The sequence below is a fragment of the Microbacterium sp. APC 3901 genome, assembly GCF_030407765.1.
Lineage (GTDB): Bacteria > Actinomycetota > Actinomycetes > Actinomycetales > Microbacteriaceae > Microbacterium.
In genome coordinates this window covers 54,934-74,513 of record NZ_JASDCU010000001.1, presented here as the reverse complement: position 1 = coordinate 74,513, position 19,580 = coordinate 54,934, and the positions used below count along the sequence as shown (strand labels likewise).

Sequence of the window (19,580 nt, the reverse complement as noted above, 5' to 3'; positions counted from 1 at the left end):
CCGATGTGCTCGCCCGAAAACTCGTCTGTGGATTATTGGCATCGCGAACGACTTCGTGATGTAGTGGCCGTCCGGGCACATCATGGGGAGCCCGGATCTGGAAAGCAACTGGGGGCAATCCATGAACAACAACACCTCGATGACGAGTGTCAGAGAAAGCAAGCAGCTCTTGGCGGAGGAGGTTTTTCAGCACATCGGCGCGCAGATCGTCGACGGCGTGCTGGAGCCGGGGTATCGAATCCGCGATGTCGATGTCGCTGAAGAACTGCATGTGTCACGGACGCCGGTGCGAGAGGCGTTACAGCGCCTCGAGCGTCTCGGGCTCGTGACGATGTACCCGAGCAGATACACCGAGGTCACCGCGGTCACTCCCGAGACCGTCGAGCAGACGCTCGAGTTCGCGGGGTATCAGGCAGGCATCGCGGCGCGCATGGGCATCGCGCGCATGAGCCAGGAGGAACGCGAGAGCCTGGCGGAACTCGTCGAAGAGATGTACACGGCGCTCGACGACGACGTGCACATCTCCAACACCCGATGGGCGGTGTTCTCGTTTCTCAGCGCACGAAGTCGAAACCTGCAGCATCAGGTGCTGATCAACGACGCGAGCATGGCGCTGTTCCGCAACCTCCGCGGCTGGAGCGTTCCCGAGAACGACCGGGAGCGCATGCTTCTGGTCTATCGGAACTTCCACGACGCGGTGCTGCGCGGCGATGCCGACGAGGCCGAGCGCCAGGCGCGTCTGATGCACTACGTCTGAGCGCTGCGGCTGAGCACTCGCCGCTGTCGGCGCTCGACGATGTCAGCGCGCGGCCGTCCAGCCTCTGACCCACCGGTCGAGGCGCCGATACGCTTCCTCTCTCGCCTCGTGGCGAGAGAGGAAGACATCGTGAAGGGCCCCGTCGATGCGCTCGACGGTGACGGACGGGCCGAGCTTGAGCGACGCCCGCGCGATGTCGTCCACCACCAGAACCGAATCTGCGCTGGTGAGGTCTTCGGACCATCGCGTGGGTGTCGCCGAGCGGGCAGACAGCAGCACGCACACGGCTGCGTCGATCGACAGCCCCGCCGAGACCTGGGCGTGTCCGGTGAGGATCGCGTGGAACCATCCTGCGTGCACCGCCATGGTCTGTGCCGGCCGCCACAGCAGGTTCACCTCGACAGGATCCTCGGGATCGGCGACCTCCTGCTGCGCGCGCGTGTAGAACCCGAGATCGACCTGCGGGGCCACCTCCCGAGGAGCCCACCGCGCCTGCAGTTCGGCCATCGGCGCGATCAGCGGGCGTGCCGATGCGACCTGGAACTCGAGCCATGGACTGTTCAGGATCACCGCATCCGCCGTCTCGGGGTGCCGCGATGCCCACAGGCTCAGGGTGAGCCCACCGGTCGAGTGGCCGAGAAGCACCAGACGGCGCGCGGATGGGGTGGCCTCGGGGCCACGGCCCATCGCGTGCAGCGCCGCGGCGATGTCGTCGTCATACGCGACGAGGTCGGTGATGTAGCCAGGGGTCTGCCCGTCGCGCAGGCTGCGTCCGTACTTGCGCAGGTCGAGTGCGAAGAAGCGCGCACCTCGCGCGGTCCAGAAGCGAGCGAGTCGCTTCTGGAAGAAGTAGTCCGACCAGCCGTGCACGTAGAGCACGTCGACGTCCTCGAGCGGAAGACGGCGACCGCTCATGCGATGCCACCAGGGCAGCTCCCTCGGCAGCGCCCTCACGAGCGTGGCGAACAGCGGGCCCTCGTCATCCTCGCCGAGTTCGAGCGTGAGCTGCTCGAATTCGTCGCCGAGAACGTCCGGTATCCACTCAGCCATGCCGCCAGGCTAGCCGACGGTGTGCAGGCTACTCGGGAGCGGTGTGTCCGACCGTGAGGTTGCGCGCGACCGTCTCTGCCAGCGGAACCGGGTCGGCAGCACCGGATCCGTTGTCGTACGTCACCATCCGGATCCAGTCGAGGCCGACGCGCAGGTCGAGGATGTTCTCGCCGCGCTCACCCGTGCTGGCCTTGGCGGCGTCGGCTCCCTCGACCTCGACGGGGTCGCCCTCGAGCTTCTCGAATGCCCAGGCTCCTGCGGGAAGCGTCGTGAGCATCAGGTAACTCGACCCTTCGTACTCGCTTCCGGACGACTTGAAGTAGCAGATGCGTGAGCCGTTGACGACCTGATACACCTCAGCAGGGATCCCCCAGCCGCCGAAGTCCGTGAAGAGAGTCGCGTCCGACACTCCGAATGCGGCGTTCACCTGCTCCGGCGTGGCGAAGCGGTCACACGGAGCACCGACGATGTCGCTGTCGACGTACTCGACCTCGCGCACGCTCGCAGCCGCCGACGAGGCGATCCTCCGCAGACCTTCCTCGATCCGGGCGGCGTCGTCCGTGCCGAGATCGGGATCGACGACGGTTGCCGACAGCAGAACGTCTCCGTCGGGCAGCTCGAACCCGCAGCGCCCGTACTCGCAGCCAGCCGTTTCACCCCAGAAGCCCTCACGCTCTGTCGCACCCGAGATCACAGCCTGCGCGTCCGGAACGATCGTGACCTCCCAGCTGCGCTCGGTGTCGCCGGTGGAGCAGGCGATGCCCCCGGCCCGCTGGAACATGTGCTGCGCTGGCCCGGGAAGCCAGCTCATCGCCGACACCACGGAGAGCACCGGCTCGACCGGCGTCGACGGCTCGCCCAGCAGCTCTGCCATCGTTGCGGCGACGTCGTCGCAGCTCACGTCGAACGCGGTCTCGGGCTCGACGGCTGCCTCGGGGGTCGGCGTCGCTGTCGGCGTTGCCGAGGCGGACGCCGACGGCGAGCCGGTGGGCTTCGGTGTCGGCTGGGCCGTGCACCCCGAGACGAGCAGCACAGCTGCGGTGCCGAGGACGATCAGAGAGCGCAGTCGCATGCACTCAGCCTAGGGATGTCGACTCCCCGACATGAGAGGTGCCGACAACGATCCGGCGTCAGTCACTCTCCGCGAGAGACGCGCACCATGTCGTCACGCGGCACGACCTTGACACGGGCACGCTCCTGCGGCGCACCGAGCGCGACCTCGTGCTCGTCGAGTCGATGCCAGCCCTCGAGGTCCGTCCACTTGACGCCACGCTCCTGCAGCAGCGCGGGGATCGCCTCTTCCGACGGGTCCTCCGGGTGCCACCACGAACCCTGGTCGTTGATGATGTGCCGCACGGTCTCCATGGCATCCGACTTGGTGTGGCCGATGAGTCCGACCGGTCCGCGCTTGATCCAACCGGTCGCGTAGATGCCCGTCATCTGCTGGTTCGAGTCCTTGGCGAGCACCTGGCCCTCGCGGTTGGGGATCACACCGTGCTTCTTGTCGAACGGCACACCCGGAAGCGGCGAGCCGAAGTAGCCGATCGCGCGGTAGAGCGCCTGCAGCGGCACCTCGCGAATCTCACCCGTGCCCACGGCGCCGCCCTGTCCGTCGGGCTTCGTGCGCTCATAGACGAGGGCAGCGACGCGGCCGGACTCGTCCTTGAGGACCTCGACCGGGCGCGCCCAGAAGTGCAGGTGCAGACGACGAGATGCCGTGCCTCCGGCGTTGTTCACCGAGTCGCGCTTGCGCCACGACTGCAGGATGCGATCGATGACCATGACCTGCTTGTTGCTGGCGACCGCGTCCTTCGACGCGTCGTCGTAGTCGAAGTCCTCGTCGTACACGACCATGTCGACGTCGCGCAGCTCGCCGAGTTCGCGCAGCTCGAGCGGCGTGAACTTGACCTGCGCGGGGCCACGGCGACCGAACACGTGCACGTCGGTGACCGCGCTCGCCTTCAGCCCCTCATAGACGTTCTCGGGGACCTCGGTGACCAGCAGGTCCTCAGCGTGCTTGGCCAGCATGCGGGCGACGTCGAGAGCGACGTTGCCGTTGCCCAGCACGCCGACGGATGCGGCATCCAGCGGCCACTCGCGCGGCACGTCGGGGTGTCCGTCGAACCAGCTCACGTAATCGGCGGCACCGTAGGAGGCGACCGCGTCGATGCCGGGGATGTCGAGGGTGGTGTCGCGGATCGCGCCGGTGGCGAAGATCACCGCGTTGTAGTGGTTCTTCAGATCGTCGAGCGTGATGTCCTCACCGAAGCGGACGTTGCCGAACAGACGGATGTCGCCGCGGTCGAGCACATCGCGGAGCGCGTTGATGATGCCCTTGATGCGGGGGTGATCCGGGGCGACGCCGTAGCGGACGAGGCCATAGGGCGCCGGAAGCTGCTCGAAGAGATCGATGGAGACGTCGAACTTGCGCTCGGCCTTCAGCAGGATGTCGGCGGCGTAGATGCCGGCGGGGCCCGCTCCGACGATGGCCAGTCTGAGCTTGGTCATAAGGGGTCCTTTCGTATGCCGTCACATCCGGAGCGCGTGGCACTGGGGCCACGACGCATCAACTGGAGCGTTCGACGAGGGTCTCTGCGAAGCGGGTGAGCGCTTCACGCACGGTGCCGCGCGGGAGCGGGGCGAGCGCATCGATCGCATCCTGGGTCCAGGAGTGCGCGAGCGCGAGGGTCTTCTGAGTGCCGACGTGATCGCGCAGCTCGGTGAGCGGCCCGTCGAGGATTGCGGGGTCCGCCCCCTCGGCGATGCGGGACACACCCTCGTCGATGCGTCCGGCGAGATCGATCGACGCATCGTCGGTCTCGGCCTTCAGCAGCAGATAGGGCATCGTCGGCACCCCGGCGCGCAGATCTGTGCCCGGCACCTTGCCCGTGTCCTCGGGCTTCGCCGAGAGATCGATCACATCGTCGAGCAGCTGGAACGCGACGCCGATCTTCTCGCCATAGACGCGCAGCGGCTCTTCATACTGCGCGGGCGCGTTCGAGAAGATCACACCGCCCTGCGTCGCCGCGGCGATCAGAGAGCCGGTCTTGTCGGCCAGCACCTGGAGGTAGAACTCGATGGGGTCGTCGCCGGGCTGAGCGCCGATGGTCTCGTGCATCTGCCCCAGGACGAGTCGCTCGAACGTGTCGGCCTGCAGACGGATCGCCCGCTCGCCCAGTCGGGACATCAGCTGGCTCGCACGGGAGAACAGGATGTCGCCGGTGAGGATGGCGATGTTGTTGCCCCACACGGTCTGCGCCGCAGGCACACCGCGACGGCGGTCGGCCCCGTCCATGACGTCGTCGTGATACAGCGAGCCGAGGTGGGTGATCTCGAGGGCCTTCGCGACGTCGATCACCTGGTCGGTGTTGCCGTCGCCCAGCTGTGCCGCCAGAAGGGTCAGCACGGGGCGGATGCGCTTGCCCCCCGCCTCATAGAGGTAGCGGCTGGCCGCGTCGGCGAGCGGGTCGGCGACGCGCACATCGTCGGCGAGACCGGTCTCGACACGCTCGAGACCGTCTTCGATCGCCTGAGCGACACGTCGCCCTGCCGTGCCGATGAAGACACGGTCGCTGAAACCGAGACGGCTCGCCAGTCGCGAACCCGGGGCTACGCGGCTCGAAGTCACGATCTCAGCCTACCGTCGTCAGCTGTGGGGGTTCGCGCGTCGTACTCACGCGGCCTTGAACGCCCGGTGCAGTGCGACGATCCCGAAGGAGAGGTTGCGGTACTCGACCTCGGTCCAGCCGGCCTCGCGGATCCACGCGGCGAGCTTCTTCTGATCGGGCCAGTCGCGGATCGACTCGTTCAGGTAGTCGTAGGCGTCGCCGTTCGTTCCCGCGACGCGGGCCACTCGGGGCAGCACCTGCGAGTTGTAGAACCGGTATCCGGCGCGGAACAGCGCACCGGGCGGGGTCGAGAACTCGTTGATCACGAGGCGGCCGCCCGGCTTCGTCACGCGCAGCAGCTCGCGCAGCGCCTTCTTGGGGTCGTTGACGTTGCGGAGGGCGTACGACATGGTGACGGCGTCGAACTCGCCGTCGTCGAACGGCAGATCGGTGGCATCCGCCTGCACGAACGAGAGATTGCGGATGCTGCCGTGCCGACGCTTGCCCTCGGCGAGCATGCCGGGCGAGAAGTCGGCGGCGACGACCTGCGCTCCGCTGCGGGCGAGGGATGCCGACGACGAGGCGGTGCCCGCACCGAGGTCGAGGATCTTCTCCCCCGGTTTCGGCGCCACGGCCCTGGTCGTGGCTGCGCGCCAGAGGGCGTCGTTGCCGACCGTCATCGCCGTGTTCGTGCGGTCGTATCCCGCGGCGACCTGGTCGAACATGCCGCTGACGCGGGCGGGGTCCTTGCCGAGATCGGCGCGGTTTGCTTCGTTCGAGGTCACAGGCCCAGTCTAGGCGCGAGGTGCAGCGCGTCGAGGCGATCGAGCCAGAGATCCGGGGTCGCATCGTCGAACGGAGCGGTCTGATCGCGCACGCGCCGCTCGAGGTCGAGCGCGAGCGCCTCGAGCGCGGTGACGATCTCGGCGGGGTATCCGTAGCGCACACGGTGCTCGGCCCACTCGTCTCGGTCGTCGACCCAGATACCCCGCGGCCCGTCGACCCGCACGACGTCGAGGTCCATGTCGATGCCGATCGCCAGCAGCGGGTCATCCGACCAGCGCACATCCCATCCGATGTCGATGTAGACCCGCATGCCCTTCGGGTGATCGCGGTTCACCGTCAGGGCGAAGTCGGACTGTCGCGGCACCAGCGTCACGTTGGGGGTCTCTGCGATGTAGGCCGCTCCCGGCCGAGCACTCGGCCAGCCGACCGGCTGCCCGAGCCAGTCGCCCCACTCATCGGCGCCGAGGTACACGCACTCGTGTCGCCAATGCGGAGAGCCGTCCCACTTGCGCCACTGGAAGATCATCTCGGTGCCGGGTTCGGGGCGGGCGTCGCTCATGCCCTCAGCGTAAGCGGGGTCTCTCACATCACGGTGATGCGGATGAGCGAGACCGCCCTGTCGTGGCGAGACCCACCTTTCGCCGCGAGACCCACCTTTTGCCCTGAGACCCACCGTTCGCCGCGAGACCCACCCTTTGCCGCGAGACCCCTGTCGAGAACGTGGGTCTCGCGACGGGAAGGCGGTCTCACGGCCGAGCCCCACCAATCCCGCGCCACCGCAGACCGAAACCGCCACCACCGCACGAAACCCCTGTCGGGAACGCGGGTCTCGCGACGGGAAGGCGGTCTCACGTCCGAGCACGGGTCTCGCACCGGACAGACGACCGCACCGGACAGACGACCGCACCGGACAGGCCGCTTCACCGGACAGGCGACCTCACCGGAAAGGCGGCACAGCGAAGGCCGGTCGACGAGCGACGAACTAGGCTGGAGAGGTGAGCAGCAGGCTGGTCGTGGAGACCCGTGAGATCGATCCGGTCGAGGATCTCCTGGCTTATGCCGACCCGTCGCGGCCCCTCGCATGGCTGCGTCGTGGTGACGGCATCGTCGCCGTGGGAGACGGCGTGGTCGAGACGATCCGCATACCCGCGGGCACGGCGCCCCTGCGCTCGGCCGCCATCGCCGCAGCCTGGCGAGACCTGGCTCAGGATGCCGAGATCGATGACGAGCTCGCGCTCCCCGGCTCCGGCCTCGTCGCCTTCGGCGCACTGACCTTCGATGAGGACTCCCACGCTGACAGCGTCCTCGTCGTGCCCGCGCTCGTGATCGGCCGACACCACGGGCGCACGTGGCTCACCCGCATCAGCTCGTCGTCGACGCCGCACTCCGCTCTCGCACCGCAGTCCGCTGCGTCGACGATCGCCTACGGCCCACACTGGGCCGGCACGGTGGGTCCGGGTGCGCAGAGCCCGCAGGGCTACCAGGATTCCGTGCGTCAGGCGCTCGCCCGCATCGCCGACGGCGAGCTCAGCAAGGTCGTTCTCGCTCGCGACCTCACCGGCAGCATCCCCGCCGGATCCGACCTGCGCCGTCTCGTGCGCGCGTTGTCGACCGGATACCCCGACACCTGGGCCTTCGCGGTCGACGGCCTGATCGGCGCGAGCCCCGAGACGCTCGTCACCGTGCAGCAGCACACCGTCACCGCCCGCGTGCTCGCCGGAACCATCGGACGTGGAGCCGATGCCGACGCCGACACCGCGGCATCCGCTCATCTGGCATCGAGCACCAAGGATCTCGACGAGCACGGCTACGCGGTGCAGAGCGTGCTCGCCTCGCTGCGCCCGCACACGCGCGCGCTGGCTGCGAGCGAGCAGCCGTTCCTGCTCAAGCTGCCGAACCTGTTCCACCTGGCGACCGATGTCGAAGGCGAGTTGGCCGACGGCGGTTCGTCGCTCGACCTGGTCGGCGCCCTGCATCCGACGGCAGCCGTGGCAGGAACGCCCACCTCCGCGGCGATCGCGACGATCCGCGAACTCGAGCCGTTCGACCGCGGACGCTATGCCGGTCCGGTCGGATGGGTCGACGCGGCAGGCAACGGCGAGTGGGCCATCGCGCTGCGCTGCGCGCAGTTCGCTGCCGCTGAGACCGACATCGCGGTCACCGCCTACGCGGGCGCGGGGATCGTCGCGGGCTCGGACCCCGAGTCGGAGCTGCTCGAGACCCGCGTCAAGTTCCGTCCGCTGGTCGACGCCCTCGCCTGACTCTCCGCGACGACGCGTTCACGATTCAGCATGAATCGCGGATGACGGTCTCCGTCAGGTCCGCTCAGGCCGACGAGGCGCTGACCATGCTGAATTGTGAACGCGGCGTCGGCCTGCTCAGCTGGCCGCGAGGCGCTTCTTCTCGGCCTCGACGTCGAAGGTGGCCGCCGGCCACTGCGGATCGATCTGCTGCAGTGCATCGAGCAGCAGCTCCTGCACGGCGAGGCGGGCGAACCACTTGTGGTCTGCCGGGATCACATGCCACGGCGCCGCAGCGGTCGACGTGCGGTCGAACACCGTCTGATACGCCGACATGTAGTCGTCCCAGAGCAGTCGCTCGTCGACATCGCCCGGGTTGTACTTCCAGTGCTTGTCGGCCCGCTCGAGCCGCTCCATCAGCCGCGACTTCTGCTCGTCGGGCGAGATGTGCAGCATGACCTTGATGATGCGGGTGCCTGATGCCGCAGCCTCCGCCTCGAACTCGTTGATCGCGTCATACCGACGTTCGATCTCGTCTGCCGGGGCCAGCGACCGCACCCGACCGATCAGCACGTCCTCGTAGTGCGAGCGGTCGAAGACGCCGATGAATCCGGGGTCCGGCAGCCGCTTGGCCACTCGCCAGAGGAAGTCGTGCGCGAGCTCCTCGTCGGTCGGCGCCTTGAACGCCGTGAGCGCGACACCCTGCGGGTCGACGCCGCCGACGACGTGCCGAACGATGCCTCCCTTGCCCGCGGAGTCCATCGCCTGCAGGATCAGCAGCACCGAGTCCTTCGCGACCCCGACGCGACTCTCTGCGAACAGCCGCTCCTGCAGCTGGTTGAGCTCGTCGAGTCCGGCCTCGAGATCCCGCCTGCCGTCGGCCTTCGCGCCACCGTACCCGGCGGTGCTCCGCGGATCGACATCGGAGAGACGGAATCCGTCGCCGACCTGGAGGGTCTTCGCCCACTCGTGCGCTGTCATGCGTTCATCCTGCCACTGCGGACGCTCTCTGCGCCGAACGGGATCAGCGCGCGAGCGGCACCTCGATCAACTGCCGGCCACCGGCCGGAGTCGTGAGGGCCTGATCGAGCGCGGTGCGGGTCGTGACGCGCTGGTACTCCCACCCGTAGGCGAGAGCCAGCTGCTCGAGACGCACCGCTTGGGGGGTGTAGAACGCCCTGTCGAGGTCGGCGCGAGCCGCGGTGCCCGCGACCTCCAGGCCGTCGAAGATCGTGCCGCCGCCGTCGTTGCCCACGATGACCTGGATGCGCGGCTCGCGCTCGTCCGGCGGCAGCATCAGCGCTCCGACATCGTGCAGGAAGGCGAGGTCGCCGAGCAGCACGCGGGTGACCCCGGGGGCGCCCCCGGCCTGACTCGCGAGAGCGATGCCGGTGGCGGTGGCGATCGTGCCGTCGATCCCGGCGAGTCCGCGGTTGGCGTGCACGGGGACCTTCTTGCCGCCCAGCACCGAGTCGGCCACCCTGACGAGACGGGAAGACCCGAACACGAGTCGGTCGTGCGGCCAGGTCGCACGCCAGACGGCATCGGCGAGGAGCTCGCGGTCGAGCGGACGGCGCACCGCTGCCAGCTCGGCCTTCACGGCATCGCGTCGAGCGGACGGATCATCGGAGGTGAGACCGCCCTGGTCAGGAGCCCGCTCGCTGAGGTCGACGGCGTGAGCTGCGGATGCCGTGAGCCAGGCGCCGAGCCACTCGCGGTCGGCGGGGCCGGTGGCGACCGCGACGGATGCTGCAGGCCTCGTGCGTCCGTTGAGGTCGAGAGCCTCACCGCCTCGGCGGACGGCGATCACCTCGACGTCGGCTCGCGACAGCAGGCGGGCCACCTCGCGGCTGAGAGTCGGATGCCCCAGCACGACGGCCCGCTCGATCCGTCCACCCAGCGCGTCGTCGGTCAGAAGCGCACGATAGCCGTGCACGACCTGGCGTCCGAAACGGGCGCCGCTGACGATCTCGGCGATCAGCGGCCAGGATCCGGCGTGCGCGACCTCTTCGGCATCCGGGCCGGCATCGGCGCCCGCGATGACGACGGTGCGCAGCCCGCGCTCGAGCACGAGCGCATCCGCAGCGACCGCTCTCGGAGCCTCACCGGCGGCGATGTCGACGGCAGGGAGGTCACCCGAGAGCGGCTCTCGTGACGGCAGATTCAGGTGCACGGGGCCCGAGACCCCGGGGAGGCCGTGCGCGGCATCCGCTCCCATCGCGACTGCCACGGCTGGTGCCGCGAGCCCCGACCAGTCGCCGTCGCCAGGAACAGGTGCGTCGATCTGCTCACGCACCCAGGAGGCGAACATGCCGGGTTGGATCGTCGCCTGGTTCGCTCCGACTCCGCGGAGCTCCGGCGGCCTGTCGGCGGTCAGCAGCAGCAGCGGCACTCCGGAGTGGAAGGCCTCCATCGTCGCCGGGAGGAGGTTCGCGACGGCGGTTCCCGACGTGCAGAGCACGGCGGTGGGAACACCGGTCTCACGCGAGAGACCCAATGCCGTGAACCCGGCGACGCGCTCGTCGATGCGCACGTGCAGGCGAAGGTGTCCCTGGTTCGCAGCGTGCACTGCGGCGAGCGCAAGCGCCTGAGAGCGGGAGCCCGGTGAGAGCACGAGATCGCGCACACCGTGACCGATGAGGTCGGCGATCAGGGATGCCGCGGCATCCATCGCCGGCGATGCTGTCACGGACGCGTGTCCGGCGCCGTGCCGTCGGGTGCGGTGCCGTCGTCGGTCTCGTCTTCGAGCTTCGCGAGTTCCTCTTCGAGACGGCGGATGCGGGCATCCTGCTCGCTCTTGCTGATGCTGCGGAGGAACTGGGGATCGTCGTCGGGCGCGAGGATCCGGATCGCCCCGCCGTTGTCGTTGGCGCGGCGACGGCCGAGCGTGAACCAGAGGATCCCGCCGATGACCGGAATGAAGACGACGATGGCGATCCAGGCGGCCTTGGGCACACCCCGGTGCCGCGTCGGCGGCTGCACTGCGCAGTCGACGATGCTGAACACCCAGAAGATGGCGGCCAGGAAGCCGCCCACGATCAACAGTCTCGCCACCCCTCCAGTGTAGGCGGGTCTGCGAGACGTGGATCCGCGGGGGCGCCTGCGGGCGGGCGCCGATGCCCGATCGTTAGACTGCGCGCACCATGCCTGCCCCGTCGATGCGACTGCGCCACCAGGGCGTCGAGCGGATGCTGGTCCTCCGGATCGGTCTCGCGCTCGGCCTCGCCCTGCTGCTGGTGATCGGCGCGTGGTCGACGTCGCACGGCACGGCGTATGCGCACACGACGCTGTGCCTCGCACCGGGTGCGAGCGTCGCGTCGGTCTCGGGCCACCACGCCGACACGAGTGTGACCGACACCACTCCGTCGGACACCGGGACCGTCGTGATCGCCGCGCTCTGCTGCTTCCTGCTCGTGCTGCTGTCGCTCCGGTCGGGCAGGGGCGCCACACTGATCCGGCGCGCCGTCGCGCATCGCGCATCCGCGCCCAGCCGTGCCGGTCCTCGCCGGCACGTGCCCGCTCTCACCCTCACGCAGCTCTCGCTCTCCCGCACCTGAATCAGGCACGCCGCTCGTCGGCGACCCCGGCCGCGCACTTGCCGCGGCCCGATCACCCTGCCTGATCCGAACCGTTGGAGAACCCCATGAAGACCCCTGTCAAGGCGACCCTGATCGCCATCGCCGTCGCGATCGTCCTCGCGATCGTCGGCATCGTCTACGCCATGTCGCAGCGAGCGGCCGATCCGTCGCCGCCCGAGGGTGAGAGGCTGCAGACCGTTCGCACCGACTCGCACGTGCTCGACGACGGCGGGCCCGATGCCGTCACGGTCGTCGAGTTCCTCGACTTCGAGTGCGAGGCGTGCGCCGCGTTCTATCCGATCGTCGAAGACCTTCGCGAGAAGTACGACGGCGAGATCACCTATGTCGTCCGCTATTTCCCGCTTCCGGGGCACATCAACTCGACGCAGGCCGCTCTCGCCGCCGAGGCTGCGGCGGAGCAGGACCGCTTCGAGGACATGTACCACCGACTGTTCGAGACGCAGGCCCAGTGGGGCGAGCAGGCGGAGGAGACGCCGGAGGTGTTCCGGGCGCTCGCCGTCGAACTCGGACTCGACATGGCCGCCTACGACGCTGCAGTCGCCGCGCCGGCCACTCTCGAGCGTGTGCAGGCCGACAAGAGCGACGGCGAGCATCTCGGAGTGCGCAGCACGCCCACCTTCTTCGTCGACGGCGAACCCGTCGTGCTGGAGGCGTGGGACGACCTCGAGGCGGCGATCGAGACAGCCGTGAACGGCTGAGTCGGGCAGGGCCACGTGCGACGGGCGTCGACGCCTTCGCCTGATCCGCGCCGCGGACTCAGTCGAGGTCGAGTCGGAGGATGCGGTCGTCGCCCGGCGAGGGGCTGCCGCGTCCGTCGGTGTTGTTGGTGAGCACCCAGAGCTCGTCGTCCGGACCGACCACGACGTCGCGCAGACGTCCGAGCTCACCCGTGAACCGATCGGTGCCTGAGGTCAGATCGTCGAGCGGCACGGTGCGCAGGCGCTCACCCCGGAGGTTCGCGATCACGATGTCCGAGCCCGTCACCGCGATGCCGCTCGGGCTCGCGGCATCCGGTCGCCACTGCTGCACGGGGTCGATGTAGTCGCTGTCATCGGCGATTCCCTCGACCTCGGGCCAGCCGTAGTTGCCGCCGGGCTCGATGACGTTGAGTTCGTCCCAGGTGTCCTGCCCGAACTCGCTCGCGTACATCGCGCCCTCGGCATCCCACGCGATGCCCTGCGGATTGCGGTGGCCGTAGCTGTAGACGGGCGAGGCGTCGAAGGGGTTGTCGTCCGGCACCTCGCCATCGGGAGTGAGTCGCAGGATCTTGCCCGACAGCGCGTCGAGGTCCTGAGCGCTGTCGCGATCGCCCGCGTCACCCGTCGTGACGTACAGCATCCCGTCCGGGCCGAAGGCGATGCGTCCGCCGTTGTGAGTGCCGGCGGCCGGGATGCCGTCGATCACCGCGGTGGGTTCGCCGAGCGACAGCCCGCCGGCATCCCCGACGATCGTGCGCCTCTCGACGCGGTTCTCCCCCTGCGCGGTGAAGTAGGTGAAGAGCTCGCCGTCGTGCACCGCGAGCCCGAGCAGCCCGCCCTCGCCACCGGGCTCGACTCCGTCGATGACAGCGACCTCGCGCTTCTCACCGTCGGCGGCGATCTCGAGCACGCGGGCGCTGTCGCGCTCGCTGACCAGAGCGACATCGCCGTGGAACGCGATCGACCAGGGCGCGTCGAGGTCTTCGACGTACGACTCCGTTCCCGACACGGGCGTCGGAGGCGACTGCGACGTGCAGGCCGCGAGCAGGGCGACGGATGCGGTGGCGACAGCGATCGACACGCGCCGACGCGCGGTCGAGGAGCGGAGGGATCGATGCGCGATCATGACTCCATCCAACGCGATGCCCCGCCGCACCGCCACCGCCGCACGCCACCACCGCGCCGCCCGGCCCCGCCCCGCCGCACCGCCGCAACCCTTCGAAGGGAGCGCCGCCCTCGCTACGCTGAGCGCATGGCCGAGGCGCGAACCCCCACATCGCATCCCGTCGTCGCCGTGCTGCGACGCATGCCGGCCACCCTCACGATGGTCGCGGTGATCCTCGCCGTCGGCGTGCTGTGGCAGGGCCTGTGGCGCCCCTTCGAGCAGACCGACCTGTTCGACGCCGTCGCCTACGGTCTGCGCAACCTCGCGCAGGGCATGTGGTGGACGCCGCTCACCGGCACCTTCTTCGTCAACGCGCCCTGGGTGTACGTGTTCACGATCTCGGGGTTCTGGGGCATGGCGTATCTCGAGTACCGCCGTGGAACCAGGGTCGCTCTCGCCTACTACTGGGTCGGGCAGCTCTTCGCGATCCTGGCCACCGCGCTCGTGCTCTTCTTCGCCTCGCAGCTGCCGTGGGCCTGGGCTCAGGAGCAGGCCCAGGCGCTCGATGTCGGCGCGTCGGGCGGCACCATGGCGTGCATGGCCGCCGCGGTCGGGCTCTTCCGCCCGCCGTGGCGGGTGCGAGGCTGGCTCGTGCTGCTCGGTTTCGTGTTCATCGCGATGCTGTTCTGGGGTGCGCTCGCGGATCTCGAGCATCTGCTCGCCGTGCTGCTGGTCCTGGTCGTCGACCGCTCCCTGCGCGTGCAGCGGACCACCGTGCGCGAACAGCGCCTGATCGCCGTGATCTCCCTGCTGGTGCTGGGGGCGGTCGAGATCATCACGACTTTCATCGCCACCGATGGACCGTTCGGTCCGACCGAGCCCGCATCCGGGGGATTCATCGACCTCGCGATCGACATCGTCGTCATCGTCGTGCTCGTGAACGGACTGCTGCGCGGCCGCCGCTGGTCGTGGGTGCTCGTGATCCTGCTCGGCCTCTTCAACGTCCTGATCGCCGCACTCATGTTCATCCTCATCACCGTCTTCTCGCAGGCCGACATCGACCTGCGCTGGGATGGCGAGACCGAGCTCGCCCTCGCCAACGGCTTCCTCTGGCTGATCCTCCTCGTCTACCTGATCGCCGTGCGTCGGGCGTTCCGGGCGAAGCGCAAGTCGCCGCTCGGCATCCAACCCGCCCCGACCGTCGAGGACGTCAAGACCGAGCTGCGCACGCACGGCGGCGGCACCCTCTCGTGGATGACGACGTGGGAGGGCAACAGCTACGCGCGCAGCACCGCGGGCATCGTCGCGTATCAGCGACGAGCCGGCGTCGCGCTCGCGCTCGCCGACCCGATCGGGCCGTCGGCGTCGCGTGCGGATGCCGTCACCGACTTCATCCGCACCGCCGAGCTCGCAGGCCTCGTGCCCTGCTTCTTCAGCGCCGACGACGCGACGCGGGATGCCGTGCCCGCGGGCTGGCGCAGTCTGGTCGTCGCCGACGACACCATCGTCGACCTGCCGGGGCTGGAGTTCACGGGCAAGAGGTGGAACTCGGTGCGCAGCTCCCTCAATCGGGCGGGGCGCGATGACATGACCTTCCGCCTGACGCGCCTGAGCGACGAGTCCTGGGGCGTGCGAGAGCAGCTGCGGGCGATCTCGGAGGCCTGGGTCGGCGACAAGGACCTCCCCGAGATGCGGTTCACGCTCGGCACGCTCGACGAGGCCGAAGACCCCGAGGTGCGACTCGCTCTGGCGCTCGCACCGAACGGCGACGTCGACGGATTCCTGTCGTGGCTGCCGGTCTACGGCGAGGGCGGCACCGTGCGGGGATGGACCCTCGACCTCATGCGCCGTCGCGACGGCGGCTTCGGGCCCGTCATGGAGTACCTGATCGGGTCGTCGGCGAGGCAGTTCTCGGAAGAGGGCGCTGAGATCATGTCACTCTCGGGAGCTCCGCTCGCCCACGACTATCCACCGGATGCCGGCATGATCGCCGTGCTCAGCGACCGCCTCGCCGACGCGCTCGAACCCGTCTACGGCTTCGCGTCGCTGCACCGCTTCAAGCAGAAGTTCCACCCGCGCTACGAGACGATGTACCTGTTGTTCCGCGACGAGAGCGACCTCGCGGCCATCGGCACGGCCCTCACTCGAGCCTTCCTGCCGGATGCGACGCTGCGGCAGTTCGCCGGCGCCGGTCTCGAACTCGTGCGGGGCGGCAAGGACTGACGACGCTCGTCAGCCGTCTCGTGGCGGCTTACGCAGCCTCTTGACGTCGGTGCGCTGCTTCTTGGCCGTCAGCCGCCGCTCCTTCGACCCGCGGCTCGGCCTGGTCGGGCGGCGGGTCGGCGCGGGCGGACGCAGCGCCTCTGCGACGAGCGCCGCCAGCCGCTCTCGCGCCGCATCGCGGTTGCGCAGCTGCGCGCGGTGCTCGGAGGCGGCGATCGTCAGCACCCCGTGCACCAGCCGGCCGCTCAGCCGCTCGAGCAGACGCTCGCGCTGGTGCGGCGAGAGAGCGGTGCTGCTCGCAGCATCCCAGACCAGCTCCACTCGGGAATCCGCCGTGTTCACGCCCTGCCCACCCGGACCCGACGAGCGCGAGAAGCGCCACGACAGCTCGGCCTCGGGGATCGTGAGACCGGCCGAGATCCGCAGACCGGGGCGATGAGGGGTGGGCATGCATCCATCATCCCCCGGTGCGGTGCTCTGATCGAAGCCCGGATCGTCGACAGGAACCGCCGCTGGGGCCATGACGCGGAGCAGGGTGCCGAGCCCCGGAAACCGGCTGGTCCACGACACACGTCGTCTGCCGGTCAACACTCCAGGGCACCCCCGCGTTCTAGCATCGATGAGTCAGGTCTTGCTTACTTGACTCCACGCGGCACGGACGCGACATACCCTCCCCGTCTCTCTGAAGGAAGTCATGACGTACGCTTCTGCGCGCCTCGAAGACTCGGCGAAGTGGGGCGCTCGTGCTGCCGCTCGGACGGCGTACGCCATGACGTTCACTCCCCGGAGGCTCTTCGCGATCGCGCTCACCTCGCAGGGCCGAGGGCTCACCCTGACTGCGGCGACGACGCTGCTCGTCGCCCATTCCCTCGCTGAGGCCACGATCCCCGTGATCATCGGCGCCACGATCGACCGCGCCGTGCTGCCGTCCGATCCCCTGGCGCTCGCGATCTGGCTCGGCGTGCTGGCCGGCACGTTCCTGCTGCTGACCGCGAGCTATCAGGCGGCCTCCCGTCTGATGGTCGGCGTGTACGGATACGGCGAGCAGGCGCTCCGGCACCTCACCCTGTCGCGGATGCTGCGCCCCCGCCTCTCTCGACGAGCCGTGACCCCGGGTGAGGCGCTGACCTTCGTCACCTCCGACACCTATCGGGTCGCGGGGGTCGCGTGGTCGGTCGCTCAGCAGTGCGCGACGATCGCTGCGATCATCGGCGCGGCGCTCGCGATGCTGGTGATCTCGCCGATCGCGACGCTCGTCGTCTTCGCGTCGACCGCCGCGATGATGTGGGTGATGCGGATGGTCTCCCGCCCGCTCGAACGTCGTGGCTCGGTGGAGCAGCATGCGGCGACCGAGGCCGGTGCCGTCGCCGCCGACTTCATGGCGGGGTTCCGCGTGCTCGTCGGCATCGGAGCCCGCGAGGAGGCGGTGCGGCGCTATGTCGCGGCGAGCGACGCGAGCCGCATCGCCGCGACCGCCGCCGGACGATCGCTCGCGTCATACGAGGCCGTGAGCTCGCTGCTCGCCGCGGCGGCCACCACCGCGCTCGCGGGACTGTCGGCCTGGTTCGCCGCCGAGGGCGAGATCAGCATCGGCGAGCTGGTGACGGTGCTCGGCCTCGCGCAGTTCCTCAGCGGATCCCTCGCTCACGCCGGCTCGTTCCCGTCGAACTGGATCCACAAGCTCGCCTCGGCGAAGCGCCTCGCCGAGATGATCAACGCCGACGACCTGCTCGACGCTCCCCCGGCGGCGCCGGTCGACGGCGAGCGCGAGGCCGCGGACCGACCCGCGAACGGGGTCGCACTGGTCTTCCGCCCTGGCACCGACGGTTCCGAGCGCATCGAAGTGCGCACCGGCGAACTGCTCGGCATCCGCCCCTCCGACAGCGACACGGCGCGTGCTCTCTCGCGCCTGCTCGGCCTGCGGATCCCCCCCGAGCGAGGCAGGGTCGCGGTCTCGATCGACGGCGCTCTGCATGATCTGCGGGACCTGGACGCCGCGGACTACCGCCGACGTGTCGTCGCACTGCCGCACCGCCACACCGTCGTGACCGGCACGCTGCGTGAAGCTGTGCGCGGGCACGGAAGCACCGACGATCCGCAGCCCGAGCTCATCGGGGCGGCTGCGCTGCACGACACGATCGCCGAAGCCGGCGGCTGGCACGCGCAGGTCGGCGAGTCGGGCCGACGGCTCTCGGGTGGGCAGCGCCAGCGCATCGGAATCGCACGAGCACTGCACACCGACGCCGACGTCGTGGTGCTCGATGAGCCGACCTCGGCCGTCGATGCGATCACCGAGGCGCACATCGCCCGGGCCCTCTCGGAGCTCGACCGGACCGCCATCGTGATCAGCACCTCGCCTACTCTGCTCGCCGCATGCGACCGGGTCGTCGACCTCTCGGAGAACGGACCGGAAGCCCGCCATGACCACTGACGCTCCGACTCCGCTTCTGCCGATCGCGACAGGCACCAGGGTGCTCGTCGTCATCAGGATGCTGCTGCGCCGCCGACGACGGCGATCGGCGGGCACAGCGGCGCTCTTCCTCCTGGCATCCGCTCTGGGCGTGGTGCTGCCCGCGTGTCTCGGCCGAATCGTCGACGCCGTCTCGACCGACGCGGGCATCGCGGTCATCGTCGGATGGGTGGCCGGCGCCGGAGCCGGGGCGGTCGCCGCCGCGCTGGTGATGCTGTGGGCCGCGCGCGTGCTGACGGGGCTGGTGCAGGACGTGCTGGCCGATCTGCGCGAAGACGTGTTCGCGTCGGCGATGCGTCTGCCGATGAGCACGATCGACGACGGAGAGACCGCCGACCTGCTCTCCCGGGTCACGGGTGACGTCGACGCGGTGGCCGAAGCCGGCGGCGATGTGATGCCCGTGCTGCTGTCGGCGGGCTTCGCGATAGGAGTCTCCCTGGTCGCTCTGACCGCCCTCGATCCGTGGCTCGCGCTCGCGGGGATCGCGAGCGTGCCGTTCTACGTGCTCGGCACCCGTGCGTTCCTGCGGCGCTCGCGCGTGGTGTTCCGCGAGGTTCGGGTGCGCGAGGCCGCGCGCAGCCAGGCCGTGCTCGAGGCTGTGGAGGGCATCGAGACCCTCACCGCCCTCAATGAGCAGGACCGCGCCCTGCAGCGTGTCAGCACGCGCGCGGAGGATTCGATCCGGATGCAGATCGAGGGCGCACGCGTGCGCAACCGTCTGTTCGGCTGGATCAACGGCGGAGAGCTGGTCGGCCTCGGCGCGATCCTCGCCGCCGGGTTCGTGCTGCAGGCGAACGGCGCGATCACCGTCGGCATGGTCACGACGGCGGCTCTGCTGTTCCACCGGCTGTTCGATCCGGTCGGCCAGCTCATCTTCGGCCTCGACGACATCCAGCGCGCGGCGATCGGACTCGCGCGGCTCGTCGGTGTGATCGACCTGGCGCCGGCGAAGTCCGCGACGGTGACCAGCTCTCCGGATCGGACGAGTCGCGCGACGCCCGCGGGAATCGACCTGCACGACGTCGGTTAGCGGTACCCGACGAG

18 protein-coding genes are annotated in these 19,580 nt (G+C 69.4%); 7 read left to right on the top strand and 11 right to left on the bottom strand.

What is annotated here, in order from left to right; translation table 11 throughout:
• Positions 1-121 precede the first annotated feature (121 nt).
• Positions 122-757, top strand: coding sequence for a GntR family transcriptional regulator (locus QMA07_RS00360; protein WP_290159100.1), 636 nt, complete (start codon positions 122-124; stop codon positions 755-757).
• A gap of 42 nt (positions 758-799) precedes the next feature.
• On the opposite strand, the gene QMA07_RS00355 is transcribed toward QMA07_RS00360, so the two are convergent.
• The 6 genes from QMA07_RS00355 to QMA07_RS00330 all read right to left on the bottom strand — a co-directional run bounded on the left by QMA07_RS00355 (position 800) and on the right by QMA07_RS00330 (position 6,760).
• Positions 800-1,807 carry an alpha/beta hydrolase gene (locus tag QMA07_RS00355; RefSeq protein ID WP_290159099.1) on the bottom strand — a complete coding sequence of 336 codons (1,008 nt, stop codon included), beginning with the start codon at positions 1,805-1,807 and terminating at the stop codon, positions 800-802.
• A gap of 28 nt (positions 1,808-1,835) precedes the next feature.
• Positions 1,836-2,879 (bottom strand): hypothetical protein, encoded by a 1,044-nt coding sequence (locus QMA07_RS00350; protein WP_290159097.1) that lies wholly within the window; start codon positions 2,877-2,879, stop codon positions 1,836-1,838.
• 62 nt (positions 2,880-2,941) lie between these two features.
• Positions 2,942-4,315 carry an FAD-dependent oxidoreductase gene (locus QMA07_RS00345; protein WP_290159095.1) on the bottom strand — a complete coding sequence of 458 codons (1,374 nt, stop codon included), beginning with the start codon at positions 4,313-4,315 and terminating at the stop codon, positions 2,942-2,944.
• A gap of 58 nt (positions 4,316-4,373) precedes the next feature.
• On the bottom strand, positions 4,374-5,435 hold the full coding sequence (locus QMA07_RS00340; RefSeq protein WP_290159093.1) for a polyprenyl synthetase family protein: 1,062 nt from the start codon (positions 5,433-5,435) through the stop codon (positions 4,374-4,376).
• 45 nt (positions 5,436-5,480) lie between these two features.
• Positions 5,481-6,200 (bottom strand): class I SAM-dependent methyltransferase, encoded by a 720-nt coding sequence (locus tag QMA07_RS00335; RefSeq protein WP_290159092.1) that lies wholly within the window; start codon positions 6,198-6,200, stop codon positions 5,481-5,483.
• Positions 6,197-6,760 carry a hypothetical protein gene (locus QMA07_RS00330; protein ID WP_290159090.1) on the bottom strand — a complete coding sequence of 188 codons (564 nt, stop codon included), beginning with the start codon at positions 6,758-6,760 and terminating at the stop codon, positions 6,197-6,199. Before QMA07_RS00330 ends, QMA07_RS00335 begins: the two co-directional genes overlap by 4 nt.
• A 436-nt stretch (positions 6,761-7,196) precedes the next feature.
• Here QMA07_RS00330 and QMA07_RS00325 point away from each other — a divergent pair, with 436 nt between their 5' ends.
• The gene (locus tag QMA07_RS00325; RefSeq protein ID WP_290159089.1) at positions 7,197-8,462 is read left to right on the top strand and encodes an isochorismate synthase; all 1,266 of its coding nucleotides are present in this window, start codon (positions 7,197-7,199) and stop codon (positions 8,460-8,462) included.
• Positions 8,463-8,579: 117 nt separating this feature from the next.
• Here the strand turns inward: QMA07_RS00325 and QMA07_RS00320 are convergent, their stop codons facing one another.
• The 3 genes from QMA07_RS00320 to QMA07_RS00310 are packed head-to-tail and all read right to left on the bottom strand — an operon-like array spanning position 8,580 to position 11,495.
• Positions 8,580-9,422: a PPK2 family polyphosphate kinase gene (locus QMA07_RS00320; RefSeq protein ID WP_290159087.1), complete on the bottom strand. Its 843-nt coding sequence runs from the start codon at positions 9,420-9,422 to the stop codon at positions 8,580-8,582.
• A 43-nt stretch (positions 9,423-9,465) separates the two neighbouring features.
• Positions 9,466-11,112 (bottom strand): 2-succinyl-5-enolpyruvyl-6-hydroxy-3-cyclohexene-1-carboxylic-acid synthase, encoded by a 1,647-nt coding sequence (gene menD, locus QMA07_RS00315; protein WP_290159464.1) that lies wholly within the window; start codon positions 11,110-11,112, stop codon positions 9,466-9,468.
• 14 nt (positions 11,113-11,126) lie between these two features.
• Positions 11,127-11,495, bottom strand: a complete 369-nt coding sequence (locus QMA07_RS00310) for a PLDc N-terminal domain-containing protein (protein ID WP_290159086.1) — start codon at positions 11,493-11,495, stop codon at positions 11,127-11,129.
• Between the two features lie 89 nt (positions 11,496-11,584).
• Here QMA07_RS00310 and QMA07_RS00305 point away from each other — a divergent pair, with 89 nt between their 5' ends.
• Both QMA07_RS00305 and QMA07_RS00300 read left to right on the top strand, forming a co-directional pair.
• Complete coding sequence (locus QMA07_RS00305) at positions 11,585-11,998, top strand: hypothetical protein (protein WP_290159084.1); 414 nt, start codon at positions 11,585-11,587, stop codon at positions 11,996-11,998.
• A gap of 86 nt (positions 11,999-12,084) precedes the next feature.
• Positions 12,085-12,738 carry a thioredoxin domain-containing protein gene (locus QMA07_RS00300; protein ID WP_290159083.1) on the top strand — a complete coding sequence of 218 codons (654 nt, stop codon included), beginning with the start codon at positions 12,085-12,087 and terminating at the stop codon, positions 12,736-12,738.
• A gap of 58 nt (positions 12,739-12,796) precedes the next feature.
• Here the strand turns inward: QMA07_RS00300 and QMA07_RS00295 are convergent, their stop codons facing one another.
• A complete protein-coding gene (locus tag QMA07_RS00295; protein WP_290159082.1) occupies positions 12,797-13,864 on the bottom strand; it encodes a PQQ-dependent sugar dehydrogenase in 1,068 nt (355 codons plus the stop codon).
• A gap of 126 nt (positions 13,865-13,990) precedes the next feature.
• Here QMA07_RS00295 and QMA07_RS00290 point away from each other — a divergent pair, with 126 nt between their 5' ends.
• Positions 13,991-16,066: a DUF2156 domain-containing protein gene (locus QMA07_RS00290; protein ID WP_290159081.1), complete on the top strand. Its 2,076-nt coding sequence runs from the start codon at positions 13,991-13,993 to the stop codon at positions 16,064-16,066.
• Between the two features lie 9 nt (positions 16,067-16,075).
• Here QMA07_RS00290 and arfB read toward each other — a convergent pair whose 3' ends face one another.
• A complete protein-coding gene (gene arfB, locus QMA07_RS00285; protein WP_290159079.1) occupies positions 16,076-16,516 on the bottom strand; it encodes an alternative ribosome rescue aminoacyl-tRNA hydrolase ArfB in 441 nt (146 codons plus the stop codon).
• Positions 16,517-16,760: 244 nt separating this feature from the next.
• On the opposite strand from arfB, the gene QMA07_RS00280 reads away from it, so the two are divergent.
• Positions 16,761-18,497, top strand: a complete 1,737-nt coding sequence (locus QMA07_RS00280; protein WP_290159078.1) for an ABC transporter ATP-binding protein — start codon at positions 16,761-16,763, stop codon at positions 18,495-18,497.
• Complete coding sequence (locus QMA07_RS00275) at positions 18,487-19,566, top strand: ABC transporter ATP-binding protein (RefSeq protein ID WP_290159077.1); 1,080 nt, start codon at positions 18,487-18,489, stop codon at positions 19,564-19,566. The genes QMA07_RS00280 and QMA07_RS00275 overlap by 11 nt, the downstream gene beginning before the upstream one ends.
• The last annotated feature ends 14 nt before the right edge of the window (positions 19,567-19,580 follow it).

Excerpts from the sequence above, each read along its gene's own strand:
- QMA07_RS00355 (WP_290159099.1), bottom strand. The coding sequence starts at position 1,807 with ATGGCTGAGTGGATACCGGACGTTCTCGGCGACGAATTCGAGCAGCTC.
- QMA07_RS00330 (WP_290159090.1), bottom strand. The coding sequence starts at position 6,760 with ATGAGCGACGCCCGCCCCGAACCCGGCACCGAGATGATCTTCCAGTGG.
- QMA07_RS00360 (WP_290159100.1), top strand. The coding sequence starts at position 122 with ATGAACAACAACACCTCGATGACGAGTGTCAGAGAAAGCAAGCAGCTC.
- QMA07_RS00300 (WP_290159083.1), top strand. The coding sequence starts at position 12,085 with ATGAAGACCCCTGTCAAGGCGACCCTGATCGCCATCGCCGTCGCGATC.
- QMA07_RS00290 (WP_290159081.1), top strand. The coding sequence starts at position 13,991 with ATGGCCGAGGCGCGAACCCCCACATCGCATCCCGTCGTCGCCGTGCTG.
- arfB (WP_290159079.1), bottom strand. The coding sequence starts at position 16,516 with ATGCCCACCCCTCATCGCCCCGGTCTGCGGATCTCGGCCGGTCTCACG.
- QMA07_RS00275 (WP_290159077.1), top strand. The coding sequence starts at position 18,487 with ATGACCACTGACGCTCCGACTCCGCTTCTGCCGATCGCGACAGGCACC.
- QMA07_RS00350 (WP_290159097.1), bottom strand. The coding sequence starts at position 2,879 with ATGCGACTGCGCTCTCTGATCGTCCTCGGCACCGCAGCTGTGCTGCTC.
- QMA07_RS00295 (WP_290159082.1), bottom strand. The coding sequence starts at position 13,864 with ATGATCGCGCATCGATCCCTCCGCTCCTCGACCGCGCGTCGGCGCGTG.
- QMA07_RS00305 (WP_290159084.1), top strand. The coding sequence starts at position 11,585 with ATGCCTGCCCCGTCGATGCGACTGCGCCACCAGGGCGTCGAGCGGATG.
- menD (WP_290159464.1), bottom strand. The coding sequence starts at position 11,112 with ATGGATGCCGCGGCATCCCTGATCGCCGACCTCATCGGTCACGGTGTG.
- QMA07_RS00345 (WP_290159095.1), bottom strand. The coding sequence starts at position 4,315 with ATGACCAAGCTCAGACTGGCCATCGTCGGAGCGGGCCCCGCCGGCATC.
- QMA07_RS00280 (WP_290159078.1), top strand. The coding sequence starts at position 16,761 with ATGACGTACGCTTCTGCGCGCCTCGAAGACTCGGCGAAGTGGGGCGCT.
- QMA07_RS00320 (WP_290159087.1), bottom strand. The coding sequence starts at position 9,422 with ATGACAGCGCACGAGTGGGCGAAGACCCTCCAGGTCGGCGACGGATTC.